Annotated in this window: 24 protein-coding genes; 14 read left to right on the forward strand and 10 right to left on the reverse strand. The window is 42.4% G+C overall.

Annotated features, from left to right (window positions below):
- Window positions 1–35 precede the first annotated feature (35 nt).
- The 6 genes from cofC to MSKOL_RS07760 all read right to left on the reverse strand — a co-directional run bounded on the left by cofC (window position 36) and on the right by MSKOL_RS07760 (window position 5862).
- The gene (gene cofC / locus MSKOL_RS07735) at window positions 36–662 is read right to left on the reverse strand and encodes a 2-phospho-L-lactate guanylyltransferase (RefSeq protein ID WP_048154935.1); all 627 of its coding nucleotides are present in this window, start codon (window positions 660–662) and stop codon (window positions 36–38) included.
- Between the two features lie 353 nt (window positions 663–1015).
- Entirely contained in the window at window positions 1016–2143 is a 1128-nt protein-coding gene (gene cofH / locus MSKOL_RS07740; RefSeq protein ID WP_048158229.1) for a 5-amino-6-(D-ribitylamino)uracil--L-tyrosine 4-hydroxyphenyl transferase CofH, read from the reverse strand.
- An 89-nt stretch (window positions 2144–2232) separates the two neighbouring features.
- The gene (cofH, locus tag MSKOL_RS07745) at window positions 2233–3363 is read right to left on the reverse strand and encodes a 5-amino-6-(D-ribitylamino)uracil--L-tyrosine 4-hydroxyphenyl transferase CofH (protein ID WP_048154938.1); all 1131 of its coding nucleotides are present in this window, start codon (window positions 3361–3363) and stop codon (window positions 2233–2235) included.
- A 3-nt stretch (window positions 3364–3366) separates the two neighbouring features.
- Window positions 3367–4368: a 7,8-didemethyl-8-hydroxy-5-deazariboflavin synthase CofG gene (gene cofG / locus MSKOL_RS07750; protein WP_048154942.1), complete on the reverse strand. Its 1002-nt coding sequence runs from the start codon at window positions 4366–4368 to the stop codon at window positions 3367–3369.
- A gap of 58 nt (window positions 4369–4426) precedes the next feature.
- The gene (locus MSKOL_RS07755) at window positions 4427–5704 is read right to left on the reverse strand and encodes an NAD(P)/FAD-dependent oxidoreductase (protein WP_048154945.1); all 1278 of its coding nucleotides are present in this window, start codon (window positions 5702–5704) and stop codon (window positions 4427–4429) included.
- Window positions 5701–5862, reverse strand: a complete 162-nt coding sequence (locus MSKOL_RS07760; protein ID WP_048154947.1) for a 4Fe-4S binding protein — start codon at window positions 5860–5862, stop codon at window positions 5701–5703. Before MSKOL_RS07760 ends, MSKOL_RS07755 begins: the two co-directional genes overlap by 4 nt.
- A 1036-nt stretch (window positions 5863–6898) precedes the next feature.
- On the opposite strand from MSKOL_RS07760, the gene fpoA reads away from it, so the two are divergent.
- The 14 genes from fpoA to MSKOL_RS07835 all read left to right on the forward strand — a co-directional run bounded on the left by fpoA (window position 6899) and on the right by MSKOL_RS07835 (window position 20285).
- Window positions 6899–7273 (forward strand): F420H2 dehydrogenase subunit FpoA, encoded by a 375-nt coding sequence (gene fpoA / locus MSKOL_RS07770; protein WP_048123805.1) that lies wholly within the window; start codon window positions 6899–6901, stop codon window positions 7271–7273.
- Window positions 7261–7815, forward strand: coding sequence for a F(420)H(2) dehydrogenase subunit B (fpoB, locus tag MSKOL_RS07775; RefSeq protein WP_048120031.1), 555 nt, complete (start codon window positions 7261–7263; stop codon window positions 7813–7815). Before fpoA ends, fpoB begins: the two co-directional genes overlap by 13 nt.
- 47 nt (window positions 7816–7862) lie before the next feature.
- Window positions 7863–8339 carry a F420H2 dehydrogenase subunit FpoC gene (gene fpoC / locus MSKOL_RS07780; protein WP_048154953.1) on the forward strand — a complete coding sequence of 159 codons (477 nt, stop codon included), beginning with the start codon at window positions 7863–7865 and terminating at the stop codon, window positions 8337–8339.
- Window positions 8340–8348: 9 nt separating this feature from the next.
- Window positions 8349–9473, forward strand: coding sequence for a F420H2 dehydrogenase subunit FpoD (gene fpoD / locus MSKOL_RS07785; protein WP_048154956.1), 1125 nt, complete (start codon window positions 8349–8351; stop codon window positions 9471–9473).
- 5 nt (window positions 9474–9478) lie between these two features.
- On the forward strand, window positions 9479–10519 hold the full coding sequence (fpoH, locus tag MSKOL_RS07790; protein WP_048154959.1) for a F420H2 dehydrogenase subunit FpoH: 1041 nt from the start codon (window positions 9479–9481) through the stop codon (window positions 10517–10519).
- Between the two features lie 4 nt (window positions 10520–10523).
- Window positions 10524–10934 (forward strand): F420H2 dehydrogenase subunit FpoI, encoded by a 411-nt coding sequence (gene fpoI, locus MSKOL_RS07795; RefSeq protein WP_048120040.1) that lies wholly within the window; start codon window positions 10524–10526, stop codon window positions 10932–10934.
- A complete protein-coding gene (locus MSKOL_RS21325) occupies window positions 10931–11221 on the forward strand; it encodes an NADH-quinone oxidoreductase subunit J (protein ID WP_048154962.1) in 291 nt (96 codons plus the stop codon). The genes fpoI and MSKOL_RS21325 overlap by 4 nt, the downstream gene beginning before the upstream one ends.
- Window positions 11211–11462, forward strand: a complete 252-nt coding sequence (gene fpoJ, locus MSKOL_RS21330; RefSeq protein ID WP_048120044.1) for a F420H2 dehydrogenase subunit FpoJ — start codon at window positions 11211–11213, stop codon at window positions 11460–11462. Before MSKOL_RS21325 ends, fpoJ begins: the two co-directional genes overlap by 11 nt.
- 37 nt (window positions 11463–11499) lie before the next feature.
- On the forward strand, window positions 11500–11802 hold the full coding sequence (fpoK, locus tag MSKOL_RS07810) for a F420H2 dehydrogenase subunit FpoK (RefSeq protein ID WP_048120046.1): 303 nt from the start codon (window positions 11500–11502) through the stop codon (window positions 11800–11802).
- The gene (gene fpoL / locus MSKOL_RS07815) at window positions 11796–13814 is read left to right on the forward strand and encodes a F420H2 dehydrogenase subunit FpoL (protein WP_048154964.1); all 2019 of its coding nucleotides are present in this window, start codon (window positions 11796–11798) and stop codon (window positions 13812–13814) included. Before fpoK ends, fpoL begins: the two co-directional genes overlap by 7 nt.
- Window positions 13814–15301, forward strand: coding sequence for a F(420)H(2) dehydrogenase subunit M (gene fpoM / locus MSKOL_RS07820; protein ID WP_048154967.1), 1488 nt, complete (start codon window positions 13814–13816; stop codon window positions 15299–15301). The genes fpoL and fpoM overlap by 1 nt, the downstream gene beginning before the upstream one ends.
- 48 nt (window positions 15302–15349) lie before the next feature.
- A complete protein-coding gene (gene fpoN, locus MSKOL_RS07825; protein WP_048154971.1) occupies window positions 15350–16795 on the forward strand; it encodes a F(420)H(2) dehydrogenase subunit N in 1446 nt (481 codons plus the stop codon).
- Window positions 16796–16808: 13 nt separating this feature from the next.
- A complete protein-coding gene (locus MSKOL_RS07830; RefSeq protein ID WP_048154975.1) occupies window positions 16809–17186 on the forward strand; it encodes a F420H2 dehydrogenase subunit FpoO in 378 nt (125 codons plus the stop codon).
- A gap of 387 nt (window positions 17187–17573) precedes the next feature.
- On the forward strand, window positions 17574–20285 hold the full coding sequence (locus MSKOL_RS07835; RefSeq protein ID WP_156151002.1) for a hypothetical protein: 2712 nt from the start codon (window positions 17574–17576) through the stop codon (window positions 20283–20285).
- Window positions 20286–21070: 785 nt separating this feature from the next.
- Here MSKOL_RS07835 and MSKOL_RS07845 read toward each other — a convergent pair.
- The 4 genes from MSKOL_RS07845 to pdxT all read right to left on the reverse strand — a co-directional run bounded on the left by MSKOL_RS07845 (window position 21071) and on the right by pdxT (window position 25716).
- Window positions 21071–22168, reverse strand: coding sequence for a glycosyltransferase family 2 protein (locus tag MSKOL_RS07845; protein WP_048154990.1), 1098 nt, complete (start codon window positions 22166–22168; stop codon window positions 21071–21073).
- Window positions 22169–22939: 771 nt separating this feature from the next.
- Window positions 22940–23083 carry a hypothetical protein gene (locus MSKOL_RS19985; protein WP_156151003.1) on the reverse strand — a complete coding sequence of 48 codons (144 nt, stop codon included), beginning with the start codon at window positions 23081–23083 and terminating at the stop codon, window positions 22940–22942.
- A 584-nt stretch (window positions 23084–23667) separates the two neighbouring features.
- A complete protein-coding gene (locus MSKOL_RS18735; protein ID WP_156151004.1) occupies window positions 23668–24342 on the reverse strand; it encodes a glycoside hydrolase family 16 protein in 675 nt (224 codons plus the stop codon).
- Window positions 24343–25116: 774 nt separating this feature from the next.
- Entirely contained in the window at window positions 25117–25716 is a 600-nt protein-coding gene (pdxT, locus tag MSKOL_RS07860) for a pyridoxal 5'-phosphate synthase glutaminase subunit PdxT (protein ID WP_048154995.1), read from the reverse strand.
- Window positions 25717–25779 lie beyond the last annotated feature (63 nt).

The following is a 25779-nucleotide window of genomic DNA, read 5'->3' on the forward strand; positions in this document are numbered from 1 at the left end:
GATTCCTCACTTTACCAGAGATGCATGGAAAGTTTTTAAAGAGTAATCAATCTTACCCTTCCTCTGCTAACATCGAGTTTGAACTTTCGGTTAATGTAATCTTTTGCAGGTCCTTTTCCATGTATGAGGAGTTCTACCAGATCTTCAGGTTCATCAATATCCGTACCTGCAAAGAAAGAGTCATATATTTCAAAATTCTGTCCGGAATCGGCTGCAATTGAACAATGAGTCAGAAAACTCGAACCATAGTACCTTACCCTGTAGTTAGAGGGGTTCTTTATATAAAGGGCATTAGTACCTCCACCTTTTCCAGGAACGATGCAAACATCCTTTTTAGTCGAAACAATCTCTATTATGTGCTTAGAAGAAAGAAGCGGAAGATCAGCCATAACAATAATAACCGGCTCCTCAGCCTGTTCAAGGTACCCGTTAAGGGCTTCATTCAGGTCATTTTTGTCCAGAAGCACGTTGGCTTTCGTCATATTCTCAAGCCCGTACATAGAAGGACTGAGAATATCGATTGTTCCCACTCCGGCTTCCTTAAGGGTGTCTATCACCTGATTCAGCATCAGTTCCACAAACTCTTCTCTCTCTTCCCGAGTCAGGACAGGGGACAATCTGGATTTTGCACTGCATTTTTTATAAGGGATTACGGCTTTCATCTTGACTCCTGAAAATCTAAGTTCAGAAATAAATATAAATAAATATTAACTCAATTCACTGAAATTTATATGAAGAAGCGTAAAACCCCCGCGTCCCGGAAAGATAAACTCGTTTTTCTTATGGTTCCGGCTTGCAGCAATTTCAACCGCTCTGACTTATATTAAATCATAACCACACTGAGAAAGGCGCACAGGAAGAAGTAATTTCACAAAATTCACCCTCTCAGGCAAAACTTAATTTTTCTATATTCTAAATTTACATTCTACACTCTACACTCTAAATTAGTCCGCTTGAGCGAACGAAGTGAGCGAAAAGGACAGCTCCCGAGTCTAAACTCGGGAACTGCAACCTTTCACAAAATAGGAAGAGGATTGACTTTATTAGAAAAATCTCGTTCTATTTTCCGGTATAGAGTATCCCTCTGCATAGGGATTTTTCCTGCTCCTTTTATCATCCATTCGAACTCGGCAGGAGATACATATTCTCCATTACTGCCTCCAGAGGCTGTGGAGATCTGGTCTTCCATAAGCGTGCCTCCGAGGTCGTTTGCTCCGCACTGTAAGGCTACCTGAGCGAGTTTCTTTCCTAACTTTACCCACGTGGCCTGAATATTGTTAACGTAAGTATGTAAAATTACGCGGGAAATAGCTATGAGCTGAAGGTCTTCAAGCCCTGTGGTAGAGAATTTTCCGGATGCAATCATCTTTTCCCCTACAGGGTTATTGTAAGGCAAAAACGCCATTGGGATAAGTTCCGTAAACCCGCCGGTCTCTTTCTGGATTTCCCGGATGATAAAGACATGGTCCAGGCGTTCTTCAAGGGTTTCAACATGTCCGTACATGATAGTGGAATTAGTGGAAATCCCTGCTTTATGTGCTGCAGTTATGGTATCAATCCACTGCTGGGTATTGATTTTTCCAGGGCAGATAATCTTTCTTACCCTGTCGGAAAGGATCTCAGCCGAAGTCCCGGTAAGGGAATCAAGCCCACTTTTTTTAAGTCTGCGCAGGGCTTCTTCAACCGACATGCCTGAGATTCCTGCTGCGTAATTTACTTCCATAGGGGACAGGGCATGAATACACAGGTCAGGGAATTCGGCTTTTACTGATTCTATAATCTCAAGATAGAACTCTACATCAGCTTCCGGGATATATCCACCCTGGATGCATACCTCCACAGCTCCTGCTTTTCTCGCTTCTCCTGCTTTTTCCAGGATTTCTTCAACGCTCAGGATATACCCTTTCTCTGTCCTGTAGGCACAGAACCCGCAGTTTCCAACACATTTATTTGTGATATAGATATTCCTGTTCACTACATAACTAACAGTGTCGCCTACCGTACTGGCACGCAGATTATTGGCGAGCTCAAACAGCTCAAAAGGGTTTCCTTCAAGCAGAAGGAGGGCATCCTCTTTAGTACATTTTCCCTGGTATGCCCTTTCAATTACATCTTCTGGAGTTGTCGGTTTTTTCGTGTACATCCGATCATCCTTTTTAAAATTCCTCATTTCCCTGAGTGTTATTCAACTATCTACTGCTTTTATCCGTACAATTTGAAGAGGATACCAGCTTATTCTGAGGCTCTACACCCTGTAATTCTGTTAGAGTTCCCGGAAGTCAATTCATGTACCCCTTTATAAAGGGTTGTCCTCTCTTTTGGAACTCTTCCGGCTCCGTAGATCATCCATTCCAGTTCTTCAACAGAGATACTTTCTCCATTAGGAGCTCCTGCCAATCTGGAAATACTCTCTTCCATGAGTGTACCTCCCAGGTCATTTGCGCCGCAGTGAAGAGCAAACTGGGAAAGCTTCTTCCCCAGTTTTACCCAGCTTGCCTGAATATTATCTACATGCCCGTGAAGAAGGATACGTGAAACAGCATAGATTTTCAGGTCATCGAGGCCAGGAGTAGCATACCTGCCCTCTCTGATCATTTTTTCTCCAATCGGATTATTATAAGGCATAAATGGCAGAGGCACAAACTCGGTAATTCCGCCAGTCTCTTTCTGAATATCCCTGATAGTCAGGATGTGCTCAATTCTCTCTTCAGGAATTTCGACATGCCCGTACATCATGGTTGCCGTGGTAGGGATTCCTGTAGCATGTGCCTGTGTGACCACTTCAATCCACTCCGCAGTCTTGAGTTTTGAAGGGCAAATAATTTTCCTGACACGGTCAGAGAGAATTTCGGCTGCAGTTCCGGGCATTGTATCAAGCCCGCTTCGTTTCAGCTTTGAAAGGGCTTCACTTACTTTTATGCCACTGACACGAGAAGCATGGTAAACCTCCATCGGGGAAAAAGCGTGAATATGCATTTCCGGAAATTCGGCTTTTATAGTTTCTGCAATTTCCTGGTAAAAGTCAAGGCCCACATCCGGAAGCAGACCTCCCTGGATACAAACTTCGGTAGCTTTTGCCTTCTCAGCTTCTCTAACCTTTTCCATAATTTCTTCTATGCTGAGGACTTTTCCATCGTTTGTCCTGAATGCACAGAACCCGCAGGTGCCAACACAGCGGCTTGTGAAGTTTATGTTTCGGTTTACTACGTAAGTAACCGTATCTCCTGCCGTAAGAGAGCGAAGTTCGTCCGCAAACCTGAAGAGTTCAAAAGGAGGTACCTCCAGAAACAGGAGACCATCTTCTTTTGTGCTCTTCCCTTGGTATGCTCGTTCTATGAGATCTTCGGGAATCCTGTTGTTCATTTTTCAATTCCTCCGCATGCCCTCTGTCCAGGGCTTTTTCCTGTAACCGTCAGCATCAGAGAGTTGTTCTATAAGCCCGCCTATCCTGTCCGAATACCATTCATTTCTTACATACTGAGGGTAAATTGGCAGGCGTTCCCTGAGCAAAATCGGACTTAGTTTCCTTTGCAGGTCCTTTACATCCGGCCATTCAGCTTCAGGATTAATCCAGTCAATTGTCAGTGGGGATATGCCTCCCAGATCAGTCACCCCTTTTGCGATAAGGGCTTTTGGGTCTATAAGGTTTGGGGCAACCTGTACTGCTATGTCAGAAGGAAGGATCTGTCTGGCCAGGCATATAGTGTCAATCATTTCTTCTATTGAAGGAGCAGGAAAGTTTTCCATAGTTGTTCCGGGTTTTGGGGCAAAGTTCTGGATAATAACTTCCTGGATGTGCCCGTATTCCCTATGTAGAGACGCAATAGCTTCAAGGGACTCAATTCTATCTTCCCTTTTTTCCCCAATTCCTATAAGAAGGCCGGTAGTATAGGGGATCTGGAGTTTTCCTGCTTCTCGAATGGTATTAAGCCTGAGTTCGGGAAGTTTGCCGGGGCAGTCCTTATGGGCGTCCAGGGTTGCCGTGCTCTCAAGCATAAGCCCCATGCTTGCATTCAAAGGCTTTAAAGCCTTCAGCTCCGAGCGCGTCATAATCCCTGCATTCGTATGAGGAAGGATTCCAATATCGATTGCAGCCTCACAGAGAATGAGAAGGTATTCAAGCGTGGAAGAATAACCTAGCTCTTTAAGCCATTTCCTGTACTCCGAAACCTCCTCTGCATATTCCCCAAAGGTGAAAAGGGCTTCGGTACACCCTGCATTTGCCCCGTTTTCAAGTACAGGAAGAATTTCTCCGGGTCTCATGAGCCTGGCGCCTGGTTGTCCGGGCTCCCGCCGAAAACCGCAGTAACCACAGCGGTTCCTGCAAATATTGGTCACAGGAACGAAAACGTTTTTCGAGTAGGTCACAAAATTGGGATTTTTTGGTGGAATGATAAAACACCTGATGAGTTTGTTTTCTGAAATTTTAGTCCAGGATTTTCTTCATGGTAGCAACTACACCAAGAGCTACACCTTCAACTTCAATGCCGCCTTTTCCTTTGGCTCCATCCCCGACAACGTAAAGTCCGGGAATAGGAGTCTCGTTACCAGGGTCCGTGCCTGAGGCAGCCCTGTTTACCGGCCAGTTGTCGTGGTATGACTGGATAAGCAGGACTTCGTATTTTTTATTGGGAAAGATTTCTTTAAGGTCCTGAAGCCCCAGTTCAATTTCAGCTTCGAGATTTTTCACGTTCTCAGGGGCTACGTGTTGATGGGACATTGTAAGATGCTTGCCAGGTGGAGCGAGTCTCGGATCGACCTGCGTAACTTCATTTATCCCATTTACTCTTTTTGCATATGGGGTTAGAAGGACACCCGAATGTCCTACAAGAGGCTCGTCTGCAGCAAGACATATCTTTATCCCGGCAGAAGGCTTCAGGGTTTCAAGTCTTCTGAGGTATTCTGAAGCTTTTTCGCCTGACAGGGCCTCCGCACAGAGACATGCAGTTGCAGCATGCCCTAAATTGCTGATGACCAGGTCTGCTTTATGAGCCTCCTCGCCAACAAGAACACCCACGGCTTTTCCGTTTTCCACAAGGATTTTTGAAACCTCGGTCTCGGTATGAATCTTTCCGTCATGTGCGGCAATCACACTTTCCAGAGCATCGATTACTCCTTTGCATCCTCCAATAGGAACTCCTGGGCCGCCGAATCTGTACATGTTTTCAATTATTTCGAAAACTTCTTCCACAGAAACTTCGTCACTTCTAAGGCTCAATGCCCAGCCACAGAAAGCGTCGGCAAATTTCTCAAGCCAGTCATCTTTAAACTGTGACCTGAGCCATGCCTGCAAAGTGCTTCCTGTTGGGCGGTTCTTTCGCGTACTCACTATAAGAAGGGCGATCTTCAGGCGGTCTTTATGCGAGAGAAGTGTGGAAAAATCGTTAAACAAAATATCTTTGAAGCCTTTTTCATAATCCTTGCTGCCTTTTTTCAGGGGCACACGTACAGTTGTATTATCTGTCCTCACGATCTTTACATCGGCTCCGACTTCGTTGAGGAACTTGGCAAGAGGGCCTGCAGGTCCATGGGGCAGGACATGGAAAGCTCCGCTTGAAAGCTGGAATCCCTTGTAACTGAGGTTTGTAAACCTTCCTCCTGTTATGGGAAGCCTTTCAAAAACATCTACCTGGTACCCTGCCTTTGAGAGCCTGGCCGCACTTAAGAGCCCGCCTAGTCCTGCACCAATCACAATCGCTTTCATGCCAACACCTCTATAGCCTTAACAGGGCAGTAGAGAGCGCATATTCCGCAGTCTATGCAGGCGTCAGTAGCTTGTGCCTTTCCTTTTACCTCTATTGCTCCTTTTTTGCAAAAAGAAGCACACTGGCCGCACCCTACACAATTATCATTAATCTTCATGCAATTCCACCAGTTTTTCTATCATGAAAAGACTTATTATAATGTATTGGTACAGTGTGTTCTCGGGACTATACTAAAAAGTATATCTCTTTATCGTGAATATTCTCTTTGTCGTGAATGCGGCAATTTGTTGTACTCGATAATGTGTAATTTATTTATTTTCTGCCAACTATTTTTATACTGCTTCACTGACGATTCTGCTATTGGTTTTATTCATATCTCGCAAAATATACAAGTGGACTTCCATCTAAAATTCTGCAGCAGGATGGCTTAATTTTTATTAATTCTGTATTATTTTTATTTTCTGGGAGGTATGAAAAACCTTTTATTCTAGGAATTTCTCATGATTATTTATGTTATTATATATGAATGTTTTATTCAATCTAAAATAATTAAAGTATATATATACTTATTGTGTTTATATAACGCTTACTTATATATATTATAAATAATATTATTTGTGTTGGGGAAACTGGAGAAGAGTAATATATACATAACTTATATAATTCCGCAAACGGCCCAGTACTTTACTCCAATTTTTAAAACATATCCTTATTCGAAAAACAGATTTTAATTATTTAAACTTAATATTTATATATTATTAATTATCTAGCAAATAGCGATAAATAACTTCACATTCGTTTGCAGCAATTAGTATGGGGTTCTGTAATTTTAAACAATTTTAAACAATTATAATTATTGATTATATTAATCTCACTCAATTGGACCTGTGCTGCCTGAAGCAGGAATTCCCCTGAACTTCTGGCAATTATCATACAATTCCGGGCAGAGGAATCTAAATTTCCAAGGCCCGGAAGCAAATGCCTGTATACAGAGATCTTTTTATTAAAATTAAGGATCTGTGGACTCAGGCATCTATAAAAGGACCTGTGTCTGGACCGAAAACAATTTCTCTAAAACCCGGTTGCTTGGACGCAGTTTTGTTGTCCAAAAACCCAAAATTCGTGTCATGTAATGCTGCAATTCAGGTTGCTGCACTTTAATTCAGGTTGCTGCACTTTAATAGGTGATATTAATGTCTGAAATAATTGATAGCTATATACCAGTTGCAATATTCCTTGTCGTGGCACTTGTTATGCCTCCAATGACAATGTTTATGGTAAAGCAACTGAGCCCGAGGAGCAAGGCAGCCGGCAAATACACGACATATGAGTCGGGTTCGGTTCCCACAGGAACTGCAAGGATCCAGTTCAATGTTGAGTATTATCTTTATGCAATTGCATTTGTGCTCTTTGATATAGAGGTGCTTTTTCTTTACCCATGGGTTACGGTCTATAAGGGGCATGGGATCACCTCTCTTGCAGTGGTTGAGATGTTTGCCTTTATTTTTATACTGCTCTTCGGATACATTTATCTCTGGAAAAAGGGGGCCCTTACATGGGTGAAGTGAAGGAGAAAAAAACGAGTAAACCCTATGAGACCTCGGAAGAAGAAATTCCTGGAGTTCTTACAACAACAGGCAATGCGATCAGTGATTTTCTCAAGAAAACTAAGGTTCAGGACTTTATTAACTGGGGTAGGAAAAATTCGCTATGGTTTATGACCCAGCCAATGGGCTGTTGCGGAGTCGAGATGATTGCAATGGGCTGTGCCCACTATGATACGGACCGCTTTGGAATTATTCCGAGAAACTCTCCAAGGCAGGCTGATGTTATGCTCATAAGCGGCTACGTGACAAAGAAATACCTGCCTGCTTTAAAAAGACTCTGGGAACAGATGCCTTCTCCTAAATGGGTCATCGCTTTTGGAGACTGTTCAATTAGTGGCGGCCCATTCTATGAGTCATATAGTACTGTCCAGAATATTGATGAGATATTTCCAATCGATGTCTTTGTCCCAGGGTGTCCTCCAAGGCCAGAAGCAATGCTTCAGGGATTTGTGGAACTACAGGAAAAAATCAAAGCCAAAAAAGACCTGGGCTCGGAGTATTAAGGTTACTGAGGTTCTTCTGAAATTTCAGAGTTATTTGAGGGAAAATTATGGATGTCACAGAAATTCTCAAGTTATTAACAGGCACATTTCCTGAGGCAATCTCCGAAGCCGCAGCCGAGTCCGAAATCCGTGCCAGGGCATATGTGGACAGGGAGAAGGTAAAAGAAGTCTGCCAGTACCTTAAGGATTCCCTTCAATTTGACCATCTCTGCTCAGTCTGCGGAGTGGACTACATAAAAAGGAATGAGTTTGAGGTAGTCTATCATATAGCATCATATGATCATCCTGTGGTTCTGACGCTTAAGGCCAGGCTTCCGAGGGAAAGTCCGGAAATCGAATCCGTTGTATCGGTGTACTGGAATGCAAACTGGTATGAAAGGGAAACTTACGAGCTTTTCGGGATTCTATTTAAAAACCACCCGAACCTGAAGCCACTTGTACTTCCTGAAGATATGCTTGGAGAATGGCCACTCAGGAGAGATTACGAGGGCTTTCCGAATAATACGGCCAGAAATCTGGTGTGAGGGTGAAAAATGGAAGAACGGCTTGAACCAGATGAGATGATCGTACACCTGGGCCCTCAGCATCCTATGCAGCCCGGCCCCTTCAGGCTAAACCTGAGGTTAAAAGGGGAAACAGTCGTGGATGCTGACATAGAACTGGGTTTCATTCATAAAGGTATTGAAAAGATTCTGGAGAATAAGACTTACCTCCAGGGAATAACAATCGTGGACAGGATCTGCTATCTTGTGGCTCTTGTAAACGAAGAATGTTTTGTAGGCTGTACCGAGAAATTACTTGGCATCGAACCGCCTGAAAGGTCTCAATATATCCGGGTTATTCTTGACGAGCTTACAAGAATTCAGAGCCATCTGCTGGGTATGGGCGAGTTTGGAGAATTCATTGGTTTTGTTTCCATGTTCATGTACACGGTAAGGGAACGAGAAGAAGTCCTGAGCCTGATTGATATGATCACGGGAGCCAGAATTACTCACAGCTATCTCAAGTTCGGAGGAGTACGCGACGACCTTCCGGAAGGGTTTAAAGAAAAAGCAATTCCTGTCCTCAACAACCTTAAAAAATCAGTTGACGATTTTGAAGAAATGTTCCATACGGACAGGATTTACAGGGAAAGGACTGTCGGAGTTGGTGTCCTGACTGCTGATGTCGCAAAGAACCTTGGGGTCTCAGGGCCTCCTTTGCGTGCTACCGGTGTGCCTTTCGACATCCGGAAAAACGAACCTTATCTGGTCTATAAAGACCTTGACTTCAAAGTCTGCACTGAAACCGCAGGAGACTGTTTTGCAAGAATACAGGTTAGGCTTAACGAGATCAGGGAAAGTATCTATATCCTGGAACAGTGTTTCGACCAGATTCCCAGCGGCCCTCTCTTCCCCGAAGGTTCCCTGTACGGCAGGAGAACCCCTGTAATGAGAGTTCCTGCCGGTGAGGTGTTCTACAGGGTGGAAGACCCAAGAGGGGAAATGGGAATGTACATGATTTCCGACGGTTCGGACAAGCCATACAGAGTAAAGATTAGAGGCCCCTACTATCCTACCCTGCAAGCTCTGCCTCCCCTGATAATAGGCACGACTGTTGCAGATGTGGCAGCAATATCAGGCAGCATGGACGGGTGTACCAGTGAAGCGGACAGGTGATTCTGATGACAGTAGTAATTCCTGAATATATAACCCCTTTAATTCCCTGGATCAGAGGAATATTTGGCCTTGTTCTGATTGGAATTATTTTCGTCGGAGCAATGGGAGCTGTCTGGCTTGAACGGAAACTTTCTGCTGACATCCAGACAAGGATGGGGCCCTGCCGCGTAGGAAAATATGGGCTCTTGCAGCTTGTAGCCGATGCAATCAAACTTTTTACGAAAGAAGACCTGAAACCGCTGAATGCTGACAGTTTACTTTTTAATAATGCTAATATTTTCATGCTTGGTTCAGTTTTTCTTATGCTTGTCGCCCTTCCTGTGGGCGCGGTCTTTATTAATGGGGTCGAATACACGCTTGCGGTTACCCAGATGGACATCAGCGTGCTTTACATTGAAGCGGTGTCCGCATTATCCATTTTCGGAATTTTCATGGTGGCTTACGGCTCGAATAACAAATACTCCCTGCTCGGGGCTTTTCGAAACTTTGCCCGAATGGTAGGATATGAAGTACCTCTTGGAATAACTGTCATAAGTGTGGCTGCTATGACAGGTTCGCTTAATATCGTAGACATTTCGACTGCACAGGGCCTGCGCTGGAATATTTTCCTGCAGCCCCTGGGATGTTTTGTGTTCTTTGTAGCACTTATGGCTGATATGGGAAGACTCCCCTTTGACCAGAACGAGTCCGAAGAAGAACTGATAGCAGGATGGATTACGGAATACTGTGGAATGCGTTTCGGGCTGGGTTTCTTTGCCGAATACATCCACATGATCCTTGGTTCTTTCCTTGTAGCCCTTCTCTTCCTCGGCGGCTGGAACGTACCAGGCTTTATTGCAAACAACTCTTTCTTTGGCATTATTGCTCCAACAGGCTTCCTCATTGTAAAAGTTGTCTTTGTACTTATGGTAATTATAGGGCTCAGATGGGCTGTCCCGAGGTTCAGGATTGACCAGGTTGTTGACCTGAGCTGGAAAAAATTGCTTCCTCTTGCCCTTTTAAACCTTGTCTGGGCTGTAGGGCTCGGACTCTACCTGGGGGCGTGAAATTATGGTCCTTAAAAACATTAAATACGCAATTAGAAACATCACAAGGCCTCCCGTAACCAGGATGTACCCGGAAAAACAAAGCGAGCTTTCCGACCGGTTCAGGGGGCTTCAGATACTCGATAAAAGTAAATGCATAGGCTGTGGCATCTGTGCCAATACATGCCCCAATGCCGCAATCAAGATCGTAAAAGCTCCGATTGCACCAGGCAGCACAAAACAACGCTGGTTCCCTCAGATTGACATTGGACACTGCCTTTTCTGCGGGCTATGTATCGACCAGTGCCCGAAAGAAGCGCTTTCAAGCGGCAAGGAATACGCTAAAGGTCTCGTTAAATGGAAGCACAAAGACCTGCTCATGACCCCTGAAAAACTTGCAAGGGAAGTCGATATTGAGGAAGGTGACGAGAAATGATCGGACTCGAAACAATTGGAGAAGCCCTGAAAATGGCTGTCTTCTGGGTTCTTGCCATCTCTACAGTATTCTTTGCAGTCTTCGTAGTAACTGCAAAAGATATTGTCCGGGCCGGGCTTGCCCTGATCATGTGCATGTTTGGAATTGCAGCTCTCTACATCCTTTTGAATGCCCAGTTCCTGGGAATCATTCAGGTACTGGTTTACATCGGAGCAATCGGAGTTCTCATTCTCTTTGCGGTTATGCTGACAAAGCACGAGATAGGAGGTGGACCCGGTGAGGATTAACCGGCCTTTAGCCTTTCTCGTAGTTTTGCTCTTTACAGCTATTGTGGTAATCGGGGCTTTTGGAACTTCCTGGAACACGGTTTCCGAACTCCCCCAAAACCAGGCTGACCAGAGTAATATAGAGGGCATTGGAATGCTGATCTTTACTCATTATGTAGCGCCTTTTGAAGTCCTTTCAATCGTCCTGCTTGCCTCCCTCATAGGAGCGATTTACCTGGCAAAAGGGGAGGGCAACCGATGACTCTAAACTTTTACCTGGCAAAAGGGGAGAGAAACCAATGATTCCTTTAATCTTTTACCTCGGGCTTGCAGCCCTGCTGTTTTCAATAGGACTCTATGGCGTAATGACACATAAAAACGGCATCAGGATGATTATGTGCATTGAGCTCATGCTCAACTCCGCAAACCTTAACCTGGTAGCTTTCTCCAGCTACACGGATACCCTGAACGGGCAGGTTTTCGCCATATTCTCAATTGCCCTTGCAGCTGCCGAAGCAGCGGTCGGGTTTGCAATCCTCATGGCAATCTATAGAATGCACGATAAGATCAACCTTAACGAGCTCAAGATCCTGAGGTGGTAAAAACGGCTCTGGAAGAATTCGCATTTTTAATTCCTCTGCTTCCGGCACTGGCTTTTGTAATCACCTTCTTCTTCGGCAGGAAAATGCCAGCAGGTGGTGCCATTGTCCCTATACTGGCAATTGCCGCCTCCTTCGTAATCTCTTTAATGATTACTCTCAGGCTGCTGGCAAACCCAGACGAGGTTATAAGCCAGTCTTATCCCTGGTTTGCAATGCTCAATATAGGAGTGTTGATTGATCCCCTGGCCGCAGTAATGCTGTCAATGGTCTCTTTTGTGAGCCTGCTGATCCATATCTATGCAGTTAGCTATATGTCAGGTGACCCGGGAGAATCCAGGTATTTTGCAGAAACCGCACTCTTTACCGCAGCAATGCTTTCCCTGGTGCTTTCGGACAACATCCTTCAGCTCTTTGTTTCCTGGGAACTTGTAGGGCTGTGTTCCTATCTCTTAATTGGCTTCTGGTTCGAAAGGCCCTCGGCTGCAGCGGCTGCCAAGAAGGCTTTCCTGACAACCAGGATAGGAGATGTGATGTTCCTTACCGGGATAATTGTACTGACCTCCGACCTCCTGAAACTTGCAGGCGGATTCCAGGAAGGGACATACCTGCTCCGTTTTGACGAAATCTTCAGTTATATCCCGCAGCTTTCTGCCTTTCATTCGAACATTTTTGGTTTTGAAGTAAGCCACCTTACCATCATCACCCTGCTCCTCTTTGGAGGAGCCGTAGGAAAGTCCGGCCAGTTCCCTCTGCATGTATGGCTTCCTGACGCAATGGAAGGCCCAACAACCGTTTCTGCCCTTATCCATGCCGCAACAATGGTTACTGCCGGTGTCTATCTGGTCGCAAGAACCTTCCCCATGTTTATTGCAGCCCCTGATACCCTCATGGTAGTTGCTTACCTTGGAGGTTTTACCGCGCTCTTTGCAGGCACGATGGGAATCGTAATGAACGACCTCAAGCGCGTGCTTGCTTACTCGACCATAAGCCAGCTCGGTTACATGATGCTTGGCCTTGGCCTCGGTTCGGCAATCGGGCTTGAAGCAGTAGGCATTTCTCTCTTCCACCTGATCAACCATGCTTTCTTTAAGGCCCTTCTTTTCCTCTGTGCAGGCAGTGTAATCCACGCAGTGGGCACCCAGGACATGAGGGAACTCGGAGGCGTAAGAAAGGTAATGCCAGTTACGGCTGCCACTATGGCAATTGCAGCCCTGGCTCTGGCAGGTTTCGGAATACCCGGGACCTCAATAGGGACAAGCGGTTTCTTCTCAAAGGATGCGATTATTGAGGCTGCCTATCTCTTTGGCGAGCACAGCAACAACTGGATTCCCTATGCATTCTCAATTGCGGCTGCACTCCTAACTTCGATTTACATCTTCAGGCTGATCTTCATGACCTTCACAGGGAAGCCGAGAAGTGACTACCATGGACATGAGTCCCCCGCTATTATGACAATACCACTTTCAATTCTGGCAATCTTTTCCCTAGTGTTTGGGGGGCTGACAAAAACAGGGTTCATGGATTTCCTTGAAGAAACATTTGCAAACAGCTTCGTGAATCTTGACATAGGAAGCCTTGCAGCCTTAGGTCGAAATGAGCTTGTAGGGGCAGCAGGGAGCGAATCTCTCTTTGTCCAGTGGCTTCCGATGATAGTTGCCGTTGCAGGTCTTGCAGTTGCTTTTGTGATCTATTATCTGAGGATAATTAAATTCGGGCCGCTTGCTTCCATGAAGAACCCGGTTTACAGGCTGCTCTACAAGCGCTATTACCAGCATGAAATCTATACTGAATTCTTCTCGCTTGGAATCGTATACGGAGTCATTGCTTTCCTTTCTCAAGTGCTTGATATTATCATTGACAGTATCGTGGAAGGAATCGGAATTCTTACAGTCGGTGTAAGTGAGGAGCTCCAGAGAGTCCAGACCGGAGTTGTCCAGACTTATGCAATTGCAGTAGTTGTGGGTGTCAGCCTGCTAATAATACTTGTTAAATTAATAATGGAGGTACTCTGATGCTGCCGGTCGCATCACTGTTGATTCTGGTGCCGCTGATTTTTGCAGCAGTTACCTTTTTCACAAAAACGAAAGATCAGGCTGCAGGCCTGGCTTTTTTAGGGTCCATTGCAACTCTTGGCCTTACCCTGTATGCCTACCTGAACTTTGACAGCAGTACGGCTGCCATGCAGTTCTTTGAATCGATAGACTGGATCCCCTTGCTGGGAGTTAAATATTCAGTTGGAATTGATGGCGTTTCCCTGCCCCTTATCCTCCTGAATGCAATAGTTATCCCGTTCCTGATCCTTTATAGCTGGAAGGAAGACAGGGAATCCCCTAACAGATTTTACGGTTTGATTCTTACCATGCAGGCTGCAGTTATAGGAGTCTTCGTATCCCTTGATTTCATGGTCTTCTATATATTCTGGGAACTTACCCTGATCCCTCTTTTCTTCATGGTAAACATCTGGGGAGGAGAAAAGAGGGCCCATGCGTCTTATAAGTTCTTTATCTACACGCATGTTGCCTCTCTGGTAATGCTTCTTGGGATCTTCGGGCTCTTCTATGCTTCCTGGCAGCAGACCGGAGTGCCCACCTTTGATATAAGGACACTTGTTGCACAGTTCCAGTTCTTAGGTTCCGGCCTGTTAAGGAATGCAATCTTTCTCTCCATCATTTTCGGGTTCCTGGCAAAGCTGCCGATTTTCCCCTTCCACTCCTGGCTTCCGGATGCTTATACCGAAGCCCCGACCGCAGGCAGTGTACTCTTTATTCTGCTCAAAATAGGAGGATACGGGCTTTTCAGGATCTCACTTCCAATGCTCCCGAATACTGGCAACCCTGAGCTTATGATTACCATGCTGGGTTTCCTTGGAGCTTTCAGCATTCTTTATGGAGCTCTTGTAGCTCTGAGGCAGAAAGACCTCAAGCGCATGATTGCTTATTCCAGTTTAAGCCACATGGGATATGTTTTACTGGGTTCGGCAGGCCTTGTTACCCTTTCGGTTTCAGGAGCTATGTTCCAGCAGTTTTCCCACGGGCTTATAATGAGTATCATGTTCATGTCCGCAGGAGCGATCCAGACAAGCACGGGGACAAGGATAATCAACAATCTTGGCGGGCTTGCAAAGAAGATGCCAATGCTGGCTGTACTTATGATGCTCGGTTTTATGGCATCCCTTGGCCTGCCAGGACTTACCGGCTTTATTGCCGAGTTCCTGGTGCTGGCCTTCAGCTACGTCAACCTGCCTGGATTTGTCTTGCTTGCCCTTCTGTCAATAGTGATTACTGCAGGTTACAATCTATGGGCAATGCAGAGGGCAATGTTCGGAGTTTATAGCGAGAAGTTCGGGGATGTCAGGGACATCGATTCTCTTCAGGTCTTTTCGATGGGAATAATTGCCCTTCTTGTGCTTTATTTCGGCCTGAACCCGAATCCTGTGCTTAATATGATGATTACGAATTCGAAAGCAATAGTAAGCCTCGCGGCTGCCCTGGGGGTGTAAAAAATGGAAAATTTAATGCTTCTCGCGGCTGCCCTGGGGGTGTAAAAAATGGAAAATTTAATGCTTCTCGCACCTGAAATTGTAGTCGCTGCAACCGGTCTGATTATACTGTTTATAGGGGTCTTCATGTCCCCCAGGACCAAGAATATTCTTGGTTACCTGGCAACTCTGGGAGTCCTTGCAGCTCTGGTTCTGACAATCCAGAGTTTCGGGATTGAAGCTACGATGTTCTCTGGCACTGTCAGCATTGATGCCCTTTCCCAGTTCTTCAAACTGGTCTTCCTGGCAGTTGCACTGATTGTTTCGGTTGCTTCAATTAAGTATAATGAAAACAGTGACCATACCGAAGAGTTTTATTCCCTGGTGCTTTTTGCAACCCTCGGGATGATGGTTGTTGCCTCCTCAAATGACTTTATCCTGCTCTTCTGTGCCTTTGAGCTGGCAAGCTTTGCTACCTATGCCCTTGCAGGTTTTGAGAAACAGAACCCAGTGTCCCTCGAAGGAGCCATGAAGTACTTTATGATGGGTGCAGTTTCTTCAGCGCTTATGCTTTTTGGGATATCTTTTGTGTATGGGGCAACGGGCACTACCAGCATTCCAATGATTGCTGAAAATGCCTCACTCCTGGCAGAAAACCCTATCGGGCTTGTTGCAGTTGTGCTGCTCATTGCAGGTTTCGGCTTCAAGATGGCTCTTGTACCTTTTCATATGTGGGCTCCAGATACATATCAGGGTTCTCCTTCAGTTGTTTCCTCCCTTCTTGCAGCCGGGTCGAAGAAAATGGGTTTTGTGGCGGCTTTCAGGGTTTTCATCCTGGCGCTTGCTGCACTCCAGCCTGACTGGCAGTTAGCTTTCACAATTCTGGCAGTCGTAACCATGACCTTCGGAAACGTGGTTGCAGTCTCTCAGACCAGCGTAAAACGCATGCTTGCTTACTCTTCTCTGGCCCAGGCAGGATACATTGCGATGGCTTTTGTGGTAATGACCCCAATGTCTCTTACAGGAGGGATTTTCTATACCCTTGCCCATGCCTTTATGAAAGGAGGAGCATTTATCGCAGCCGGCGCAGTTGTCTGGATGATAACTACTCAAAGGACAGGGGACCTTCAGGTTCCAGACCACCTGGACAACTTCCGGGGCCTTGGGAAGAGAATGCCACTGGTAGCTCTTTGCATGACGGTTTTCGTCTTTGCCCTTGCAGGTATCCCCCTGACTTCCGGTTTCATGGCCAAGTTCGTGCTCTTCTCTTCAGCCATTCAGGCAGGCATGACCTGGCTTGCGGTAATTGCAGTCCTGAACAGTGCCCTTTCATTGTTCTATTATGCACGGCTTGTAAGGTACATGTACTTCCTTCCCCCTGAAGGCAAAAAGATCGGCTTGCCTTTCCCATATGCAGCAGCTCTCCTGCTTGCAACAGCCGGCGTGTTTGCAATGGGCCTCTGGCCTGAACCCTTCTTGCAGTGGGCAATGGAAGCAGCAAAGGTACTGATCTAAGGAGATATGAGAAATGACAGATTGTGATCTTTGCGGACGTGCACTCCCGAGCGTTATTCCTGTCCGGGTTTTCCGTTCCCGCCTCAAATTCGCCTATCCTGAGGGTGTCTGGAAAGGGCTATGTGATACCTGCCTGGATTCCTCCCAGGAGACCTATTTAAGCATCGACAAAAACGAAATCTCCTGCAGGAGAAACAAATGCGTTTTGTGCGGTAAAAAAGGCAGGGTTTACCCTGTGGAAATCCAGATTCCTGATTTTTCAACAGGAGTTATAAAAAGAAAGGTAAATGTCTGCACAAAATGCCTGGATTCTATCAATGAGACTTATATAAGGTTTAAAGGGGAACAGATTGAGGGTTCGGCTTGTGAACACGGGCATGGGCATTTGTAAGTTCATGAATATTGAGTTTTGAGTAAAGCTGTAGTTTGCGGCTTTATTTCTTTTCTTATTAGCATGAAAGTTCTTTCAAGTACTTTCATTTCTTTGTGCCTGTGATTAGAAGAATTTCATGTGCGTTTTTGTTATTAAGCAAATATTCATTCGGAATATATTTGGCTCATGTTTTTTATATAGATATTATCCCAAATAGTATACTATATTTTGATATATCCAGTAGTCAATTGATATTTTAGCCGGTTTTATTTTTATTAACAGTCTTGTTAAGTTATTTCAGTGTAAATCGAATTGCTCATTTACCTGAAAGTAAAAAATAATTAGAATTGAATCTTTAAACTCAAAATGAAATTTCTGTAAGTGAGCCAGATGAAAAATAGTTACATGCTACTAATAGTATCTTTACTACTGCTTACATCAGCAGGTGTTGCTTCTGCTGCACTACCATATTACATTGACCCACAGCAGAATTTGTGGCTTAATATCAGCATGGACGGTAGTACACAATATTTCAATGTATATAATACACCTGGATATTCTCCAAATGGGGATGCAGTCATGTGGGCGTATGATAATTTCAGCTCAAACAACTTAGATACATCAAAGTGGACCAGTTATAAAAAAGGGAGTAGTAAATCAACAGTAGCTATAAAGAATGGACAGCTTATATTGTCAGGTTCAGGCGTGACCTCCTCTGCAAATGTTGTGCTGAATAAACCGTTCACTAACGGAATTGAACTGGCAGTTAATGAAACGATTTCGAAGGGTACCGGTGATGTAGGTACATATACTGATGCTTCTTTTGGTTCTGGCCCACTTGCAGGTGTGACTAATGAAGTCGATTTAGATTTGTGTCATATAGTTCTCTATTCGCTCCACAGATTGATCTCTATCTTAAGACTTGACAATCTGGTTGATATTGGCAGTAATTCAGGAACAGGTTGGTGGCACACCGTTTTCTCCACCGTTGATGGATCATTCCAAAGTCAGGGAATATCAAGATCAATAATTTGGACAAATTCAAGCACTTCGGATGCTATTATGCCTAATCCTGGCATCACGCTAAGTGAGTACACCGGAGAAAATCTTCCACATACAGTTGCATATAGTTACGATACTTACGGCAATGCAAATATGAGTATGCTCAATGTAAACCAAAATCGTCTCCCATTATCTATACCTGACCCATACGGTTGTAACCAGTTTAATCACATTGCCGTATATTACAATTCATCTGGAGTATTTGGCCACAACTGGTGGATGCTTGTTACAACAATATGTACATATTCAGATAGTAAGTATGAAAATGCATGTTTATATTATTCTGATGATGGCCTGCTCTGGTATGTACCACCAGGAGTAACAAATCCAATAGGAAAGCAGATTGTATCTAAATATGACTCAAACGTTTATGGGTCTGATCCTGATGTTGTATACAATCCTGCGACTGGAAAACTTATGTGCTACTATGTAATTGGAGACGATACCGGTAATGTAAATGTAGAAGATTTAAAAGTTAGGACATATGATGGTAATACTGTTTCGCCTGAAATGAAAGTTATCGCTCATGGAGTAGCAACAACTGTTTTGTACGATAACACCGCAGGAACGTTTTACATATGGACTGTTGATAATGATTCCAATCCAAATGTAATATACAGGTATACTTCAACTGACGGTATAAATTTCACTAATAAGCAAGTAGTTGGTCAGTCAAGCGAGTGCGACCCCTATCATGTAAAAGTAATTAATCGTCCTGGAGACTCAAAGCTCTATGCGCTTTTTACATTCAAAGGCAACAACGATCTATATATTGCAACTGCAAACAAATACACGGATAATTTTACAATTCAAAATTCACCTCTTCTACAGGTTGATGACTCTTCATCTATCACACATAAAAATATTGAATTCTCTTTCAGTGCAGGTAAATTTAGCGATGACGGAAACATTCTGAAACTATGGATAACTGCTAAAGATACCAATGGGGTTTGGGATGCTTTTTACACACAAGCAACTCAGGCAAATGGTATCTGGAAAGTTGGAAATTTCACAACTCTACATGCTCCTGTCATGACAGTCAAAAATGAAAAGTGTCTCAATACCCCAAAACAGTGGATGCTCTCACAGGGCGACTACGTAAACAACAAAGGAGTCATAAGGAAAATCAACGAAATTTGGGGATACAAAATAGGTCACACACCAAAAGTAAAAGTAACGAATATGGGAACATATATGCAAATTGAAGTTGTGCCAACTGATTCCCAGAAAGTGACTGATTACCAGGTGATGATCCCTGCTAGTTTTCTTAACTTATCATCTCAGATTGACTCTCTGGATATTGAACCTGTGCCAGATGACTCCGAGAACACGACTAATTCTCAAGTGATGGCTTCTGCGAGTCTTCTTAACTCATCATCCCAAAATGATTCTCCGGATATTGAACGTGTCCAGGCAGGAAAGGACACGTCCACTTCAAAAGGAGTAATTAATTGGAAAGGGCAAAACTGGTATTTGACAGGTGACAAAGCAAACCCTGGCAATAATTACTGGAATACTTCGGGTGCATGGATAGATAACCAGGACAGAATGCACTTAACAGTTGTAAATAATAACAGTAAATGGGAATGCACAATGTTAAACAGCCAGTATACATACTGTTATGGTACTTTTACGTGGACTGTAGCTTCACCTGTTTACACATTTGATAAAAACAGTGTAGTAGGACTCTGTACTTATTTAGATGACAATAATGCATTAAATCTGGGAATTTCAAGATGGGGTGACCATAATGGAAATCAACTATGGTACTTTATAGAACCTTCAATAATTAAAGGAAACAGTAAGGCGTATGGGGTTCAACCGAGCATCGAAGGCACAAACACGACTTATAGAATTGAGTGGAAACCAAATTACATAAGATTCACATCCACAAAGGCAGACGGAACAGTTATAGCAGACTATACTAATACAAATATTTCTACAATTCCGAAGGAGCCCGAAAATGTCATAATGAATTTGTGGTTAGTGGATCCTCCATCCGATGGAAAAAACATTGAACTTATACTAAGTAATTTCACAGTTACAGATGAGTGAATTATAAAGCGGCTTTGAAAAATAAGACCGTAAGTCTCTTTCCTCTATAATTTGCTGTGAGAACAGGAAGGTAGCAGGTAGAGAATGAACCTGTGGACTCTTATCTATATTTAGGGAATAATTACAGGACTCAGAGATACTTTGTTTGCGTCTAGCTGAGTGAGTTATAGTTGTCGTATTACATACTTCAGAGATACTTTGTTTGCGTCTAGCTGAGTGAGTTATAGCTGTCGTATATCAGATGCCTATAGTATACAGGCACACTGTATACATTAAATTGTGTATTGCCATGAGATAAAACATTGCATGTTGCCATTATTTGATATTTAGCCACAGGTACTGCAGATCAACATTATGGAGTTATACAAAAATGCGGCTGATGCCAAAGATGAGCATTAGTAAACCTACTAGGAATGTTGTAGTTTTCTGGACTCTGCCGCTATCTATTAACAGCGAGGCGTATTTGTTGAATTCTGGATATGCTTTTTCACGAACCCATTTGGAGATTGTCCAGTTTAATACTAACAACCCTTTTCGATTCTTCTGCAAAATTCTTGTTTTGTAGATGTCTTTTGATAATTTTATAGTAACATCCGCCGAAACCAGTAATGAGACGAACGTCTGCAGGTACCGCGTCAACAACATATGCCAGTTATTAAATTGATAATACACGCAGTACGTACAAATAATATGTAAATATTGCTTTAATAATACATGCCAGATATTAATTTGATCCGGTACGCGATACATGCCAATCGTATTCAGGTAGTAGGTCAATGACATTATTACCAATCCTGATTCGGTTTAAAGAGGAAGAGGTAGTATGCATAGACCAGCTGAGCAATAGTAAACCATGCATAAAAAATCTGAGGAATAAATGTTATTCTTACAAGATAGTCCCAATTACTGGGATTCTGTACATATCGAAGTGTGTAAACACTGTCCACGTACATTAAAATCATTACCAGTAAGAATATCCAATTGGGATGATAAACACCCGTCACTATGTCATAAAAAGCATAGTGTAGCAAAAGAATCTGGAAAGCCAACATAATCCAGAAAAATCCAGCATTCAGGATGTCTTTTCTGGTGCTTTTATTCCATCCGTGCTCCCACAATGTGTCAAGTCCCCCACGAAGCCAGCGAACCCGTTGTTTCCATAACTCATTTAGTTTTAATGGGACATCTGTCCAGGCAAGCATCCCAAAGCCTGAAGCTGTGTGGTAACCAAGTTCTTTTAGAGTCATCGTTAACTCGTAGTCTTCGGTGATATTATGCACATCGTACACGGTGCAGTCAACTTTTCCGGTATCGATGCGCTTTTGCATAACTGCTTTTATTGCTTTCACTTTATATACCGTGCACATCCCGTGTGCGACTTTAATTCCCCTATCCTGACTCACTCGGCTTCTGTCGAACTCTGCATATTCGACATACTGCCAGTGATATACTAACTTTTCAAAAAATCCATTAGTTTCCTGTTTGACTACACCGGCGCGAGAGCACACTGCCCCAAGCAGGGGGTCCAGTTGAAATTCGATTAATGCCTGCTCAACAAGATCTGGAGCTATGACTGTATCACCATCGACTGATAACACGTAATCATATGAATTCAGATCAACATTTTCATAGGCAGCATTAAGTGCTCCAGATTTTTTAAATTTATTTCCAACAGTTTCTATCAAACTTACGCGGTTATCAGTCGCAGCTATACTTCTTACTATGCTCACTGTATTATCCGTACTGTTATCACTTATTACAAGAACATCGACCTTGACTGTTTGAGTAAGAATGGATTCAATGGTAGAGCGGATTATATCTTCTTCATTATGAGCTGGCACAAACGCGATGACGTTGTTCCTTGAGGGCAGAACGGTTGTCATTTTTCAATTTCTCCTGATATATACTGCAATAATTTATTGGTTCTGTTCTCTAATACTATACTTTTTAAAGTAATACCCATAAATTGTAATTATCTATATATATACAGTCCTATTTTTACCCTCTAACTACTTACCGGGTAGTAATATACATAGATTTTTAGTATATAGAAGTATTTGTAATAAAAAATCATATATTTCATAAAAAATAATAAAACTTGCTATTAAATAGAGTGCTATTTTATTAATATGAAAATATACAAGTTGATCCCAAAAATCAAAGATTTTTTTCAAAATATAGAACTTTGGAGAATCAATCAAGCTTCTAATCAGAAAAGTAATTCTAAAACTCTCTCTTTTTGAGAACAAAGTTAGTTTGGATAATCTCATTAGATATTTACTAAAAATTAAATCTATAGCATTCTCAGTAACTCGCTTTCCGCAGAAAAATTTTATATTTAATAATCTTTACAGATATCGATTTTCAATCAAACATGGATTTATTAAACTCTTATACAGAAGGTAAAAGCAACTCTTTTGGAGTCGGTTAAGATACGATTCTTCAAAAATATGTTATTTTTGTTGCTGATTTTGTAATCTTATTTTGACAGCACCCACTAATTAATACTGAATATTTCTCTTATTTTTACCCAAGTTGGCTTAACAAGTCCTATAAATTTCTAAAAATTTGTTATATATTCTACATAATTCCATTAATTTTTGCTACAATCAAGTTATTGATCTGATAAAAATTCGCAAAAATATATATTTTTATCAAGGCCGGTTTACTTTTCCCCATTTTGGTCGGATTACTTTTCCCCATTTTGGTCGGATTACTTTTCCCCATTTTGGCCTGATTACTTTTCCCCATTTTGGCCGGATTACTTTTCTCCATATTTTGATATAAATTTTACCCAATTTTTGTATCCTCAAATTTTATGGATAAAAGTAAATTTCATGTATTTGCTGAAAATTTAAAAATTTGACTAAGTCTAGAAAACAACCTCATGCGATGTATTAAACTGTATAACTGTATTCTAAAATTGTTGCATATTTTTCGAGTTAGAAAATTTTCAATTGAATTTGAAGAGGATACCTTATTTTTTATTTAACTGTAAAAGTTAGGTTGTAAACCTAAAAATATAAATTTGGATGAGTAGATGGTTGCAGTAGTCATTTCGAGGTTAACAGATTCCTCAACCGAATCTAAATGATAAGTAACTATATAGTATATTTAGAAATCAATATATCATCCTTTATTCACCAAATGTGATTAAAAGATTAAACTATTGGTATCTGTTTTAAAAATGCTATCCGAAGAAAATATTTATTTTCAAAAAAATACTGCGCATCCTGGGCAGTAAGTAGAAACAGAAAAATTTGCTCAGTAAGTAGAAACAGAAAAATTTGCTAATTTTGTCTCATTTCGTTTTCGAAATTGAATGAGTTGTGCCCTGAGAACGTGTCTAAAAACTAAAAAAGGAAAGAGTCTTTCGCCTCAGTTAAGATGGCACATAACTAAAGTCAGATAAAACCATCTCTGCATTCTGTCCATTTATTGGCGCTAAATGATTCATAAGCCACATCTGCATCGCAACTCCACCTTCTACATGCGGAATGCTTGTCTGGTCTGTACAGTTCCAGTCAGATATGACAGTTCCATTAGAAAGCTTTGCAGTAAAGTGGACATACGTTGGCTCCCAATCAAAACTGTATGTTACGTCTGTAGCGTTCTGGTAAGGAGAGTCATAAGTTATTGCACTCTGGTATGCATTTGGCTGGGCACTATAACTAAGTCTGTCACTGCATATCCAGCCCCACTGAGTAGCTTCAATATCTATCTCATTGGTATCGTTATGGCGGAAAAACATAGCAGCTACAATATTCGGATCGAGATTCAGTATTGGTGATGAAACCGTCCACTTGTATACACCATAGCTATAGTCAGTAGATGTTGTGTCAACTTCTGTTGAATACCAGATATCTCCGACTTTCTGGATTGTAAGGTGTAGTTTCTGGTTTTCATCAATCCAAACATTATTGCTGGAACTGCTCCAGTAGTTACCACCAGGATTACCAGTTCCACTTCTTACCCACCACTCTTCACCACACCAGTTTAGATAAGTTTCTGCATCAGCAACATTTGTAATCATAAGCAAGCCTAACATACTTGACATTATGATTTGAGTATATTTATTCCCCATATTTATTAATTGGAGTAATTAGATAAAAATTAGTATTACTTTGATAAAATAGAAACTGTTAAGTAGTGTTATATGTACAAACACTTTCCTGAGGAAAACTTCATATTTAAGAATTTAGGCTCTTCGTCATTTCATATGGGTAGTTTGAAATCTAACTTTCCTAATTTTAGATAGATCATAGTAATAAAATACTTAGTGTTTCGATATCCTCTTGCATTTCTTTTTATTAACCTTAACTCTCCCTCGCATAGAAAGTAAACCAATTAAAGAATTGTGTCTTTTAATGTTGTTTTTCAACGGATTTTTGCATTTTTCCCTTCTCTATTGCTTTTAACTTACTTTCCGCAGATTAACTTACTTTCCGCAGATGCCCGTTCAATTTTCACAATTTTTCCTGTTATCGTTTTTTCTGAAAACCGTCCTGTCTACTCAAACATGTGTTTTTGAAACATCCCACAATTTTCTGCCTTTTGCCTTCATTGAAAACTTCCAGCACCTATTTCCCGAAGCTTCAGTTGAGATAATAACTGCAGATTTCCAAATAATTTTCCAAAAACGATAGCAGAAAAACATGTTATCATTTTGAAGACACCTGCGGAAGGTCAGATGGAAAATAAAACAGTAATAATAAAAAAACAATCATCAATAATTGAAAATGAAAGGAAAATAAATAAAATTAGCAGAAGGTAAATTAAATTGAAAGAAATCCCAAAAAAGCCAGAAGTAAAGCCGAAAGCCCTTCTGAATTTAACAATTAAACACTTTATCCAGGAAGTACTGATGAATCCGTAAATCCTCGGTTAATTCCGGATGGAAAGCGAGAGCCAGCACATTTCCCTGCTCTGCAGCAATAATCAGGTCATCGAGCCTGGAAAGCACGTGAACCCCAGGCCCACAGCTCATGATTCCGGGAGCCCTTATAAACACGCCGGTAAAAGGAGAATCAAGTATCTCGACCTCAAGTTCGGCTTCAAAAGAATCTCTCTGCCTTCCGAAAGCGTTTCTGTTGACCTTTGTATCCATAATTCCGAGCAATTCTTGGCTGGTTTTCTCAACCTGCTCGTCGCCTCCCTTTGCAAGCACAATCAAACCTGCACAGGTCCCAAGGATCGGAACTCCTCTTGCAGCCGCATCCTTTATTTCCTCTGCAATCCCCTCGCGGGCAAGCAACCTGCAAAGTGTAGTACTCTCTCCGCCAGGAATCACAATTCCGCTGCACTCCGGGATAGCACCCTTATGCTTTACCGCAACTACCTCTGCATCTATCCCTCTTTCCTTGAGGGCTTTCTTCAAAGCATCAATATGCTCAGAAACCGCTCCTTGAATAGCGATTACACCTATCTTCATGAAAAACACCATTTTCCAGAATTAATTCATTACCTGTTAATCCGAAAATAAAAAATTTTAATT

This window comes from Methanosarcina sp. Kolksee (genome assembly GCF_000969945.1).
GTDB classification, from domain to species: domain Archaea; phylum Halobacteriota; class Methanosarcinia; order Methanosarcinales; family Methanosarcinaceae; genus Methanosarcina; species Methanosarcina vacuolata.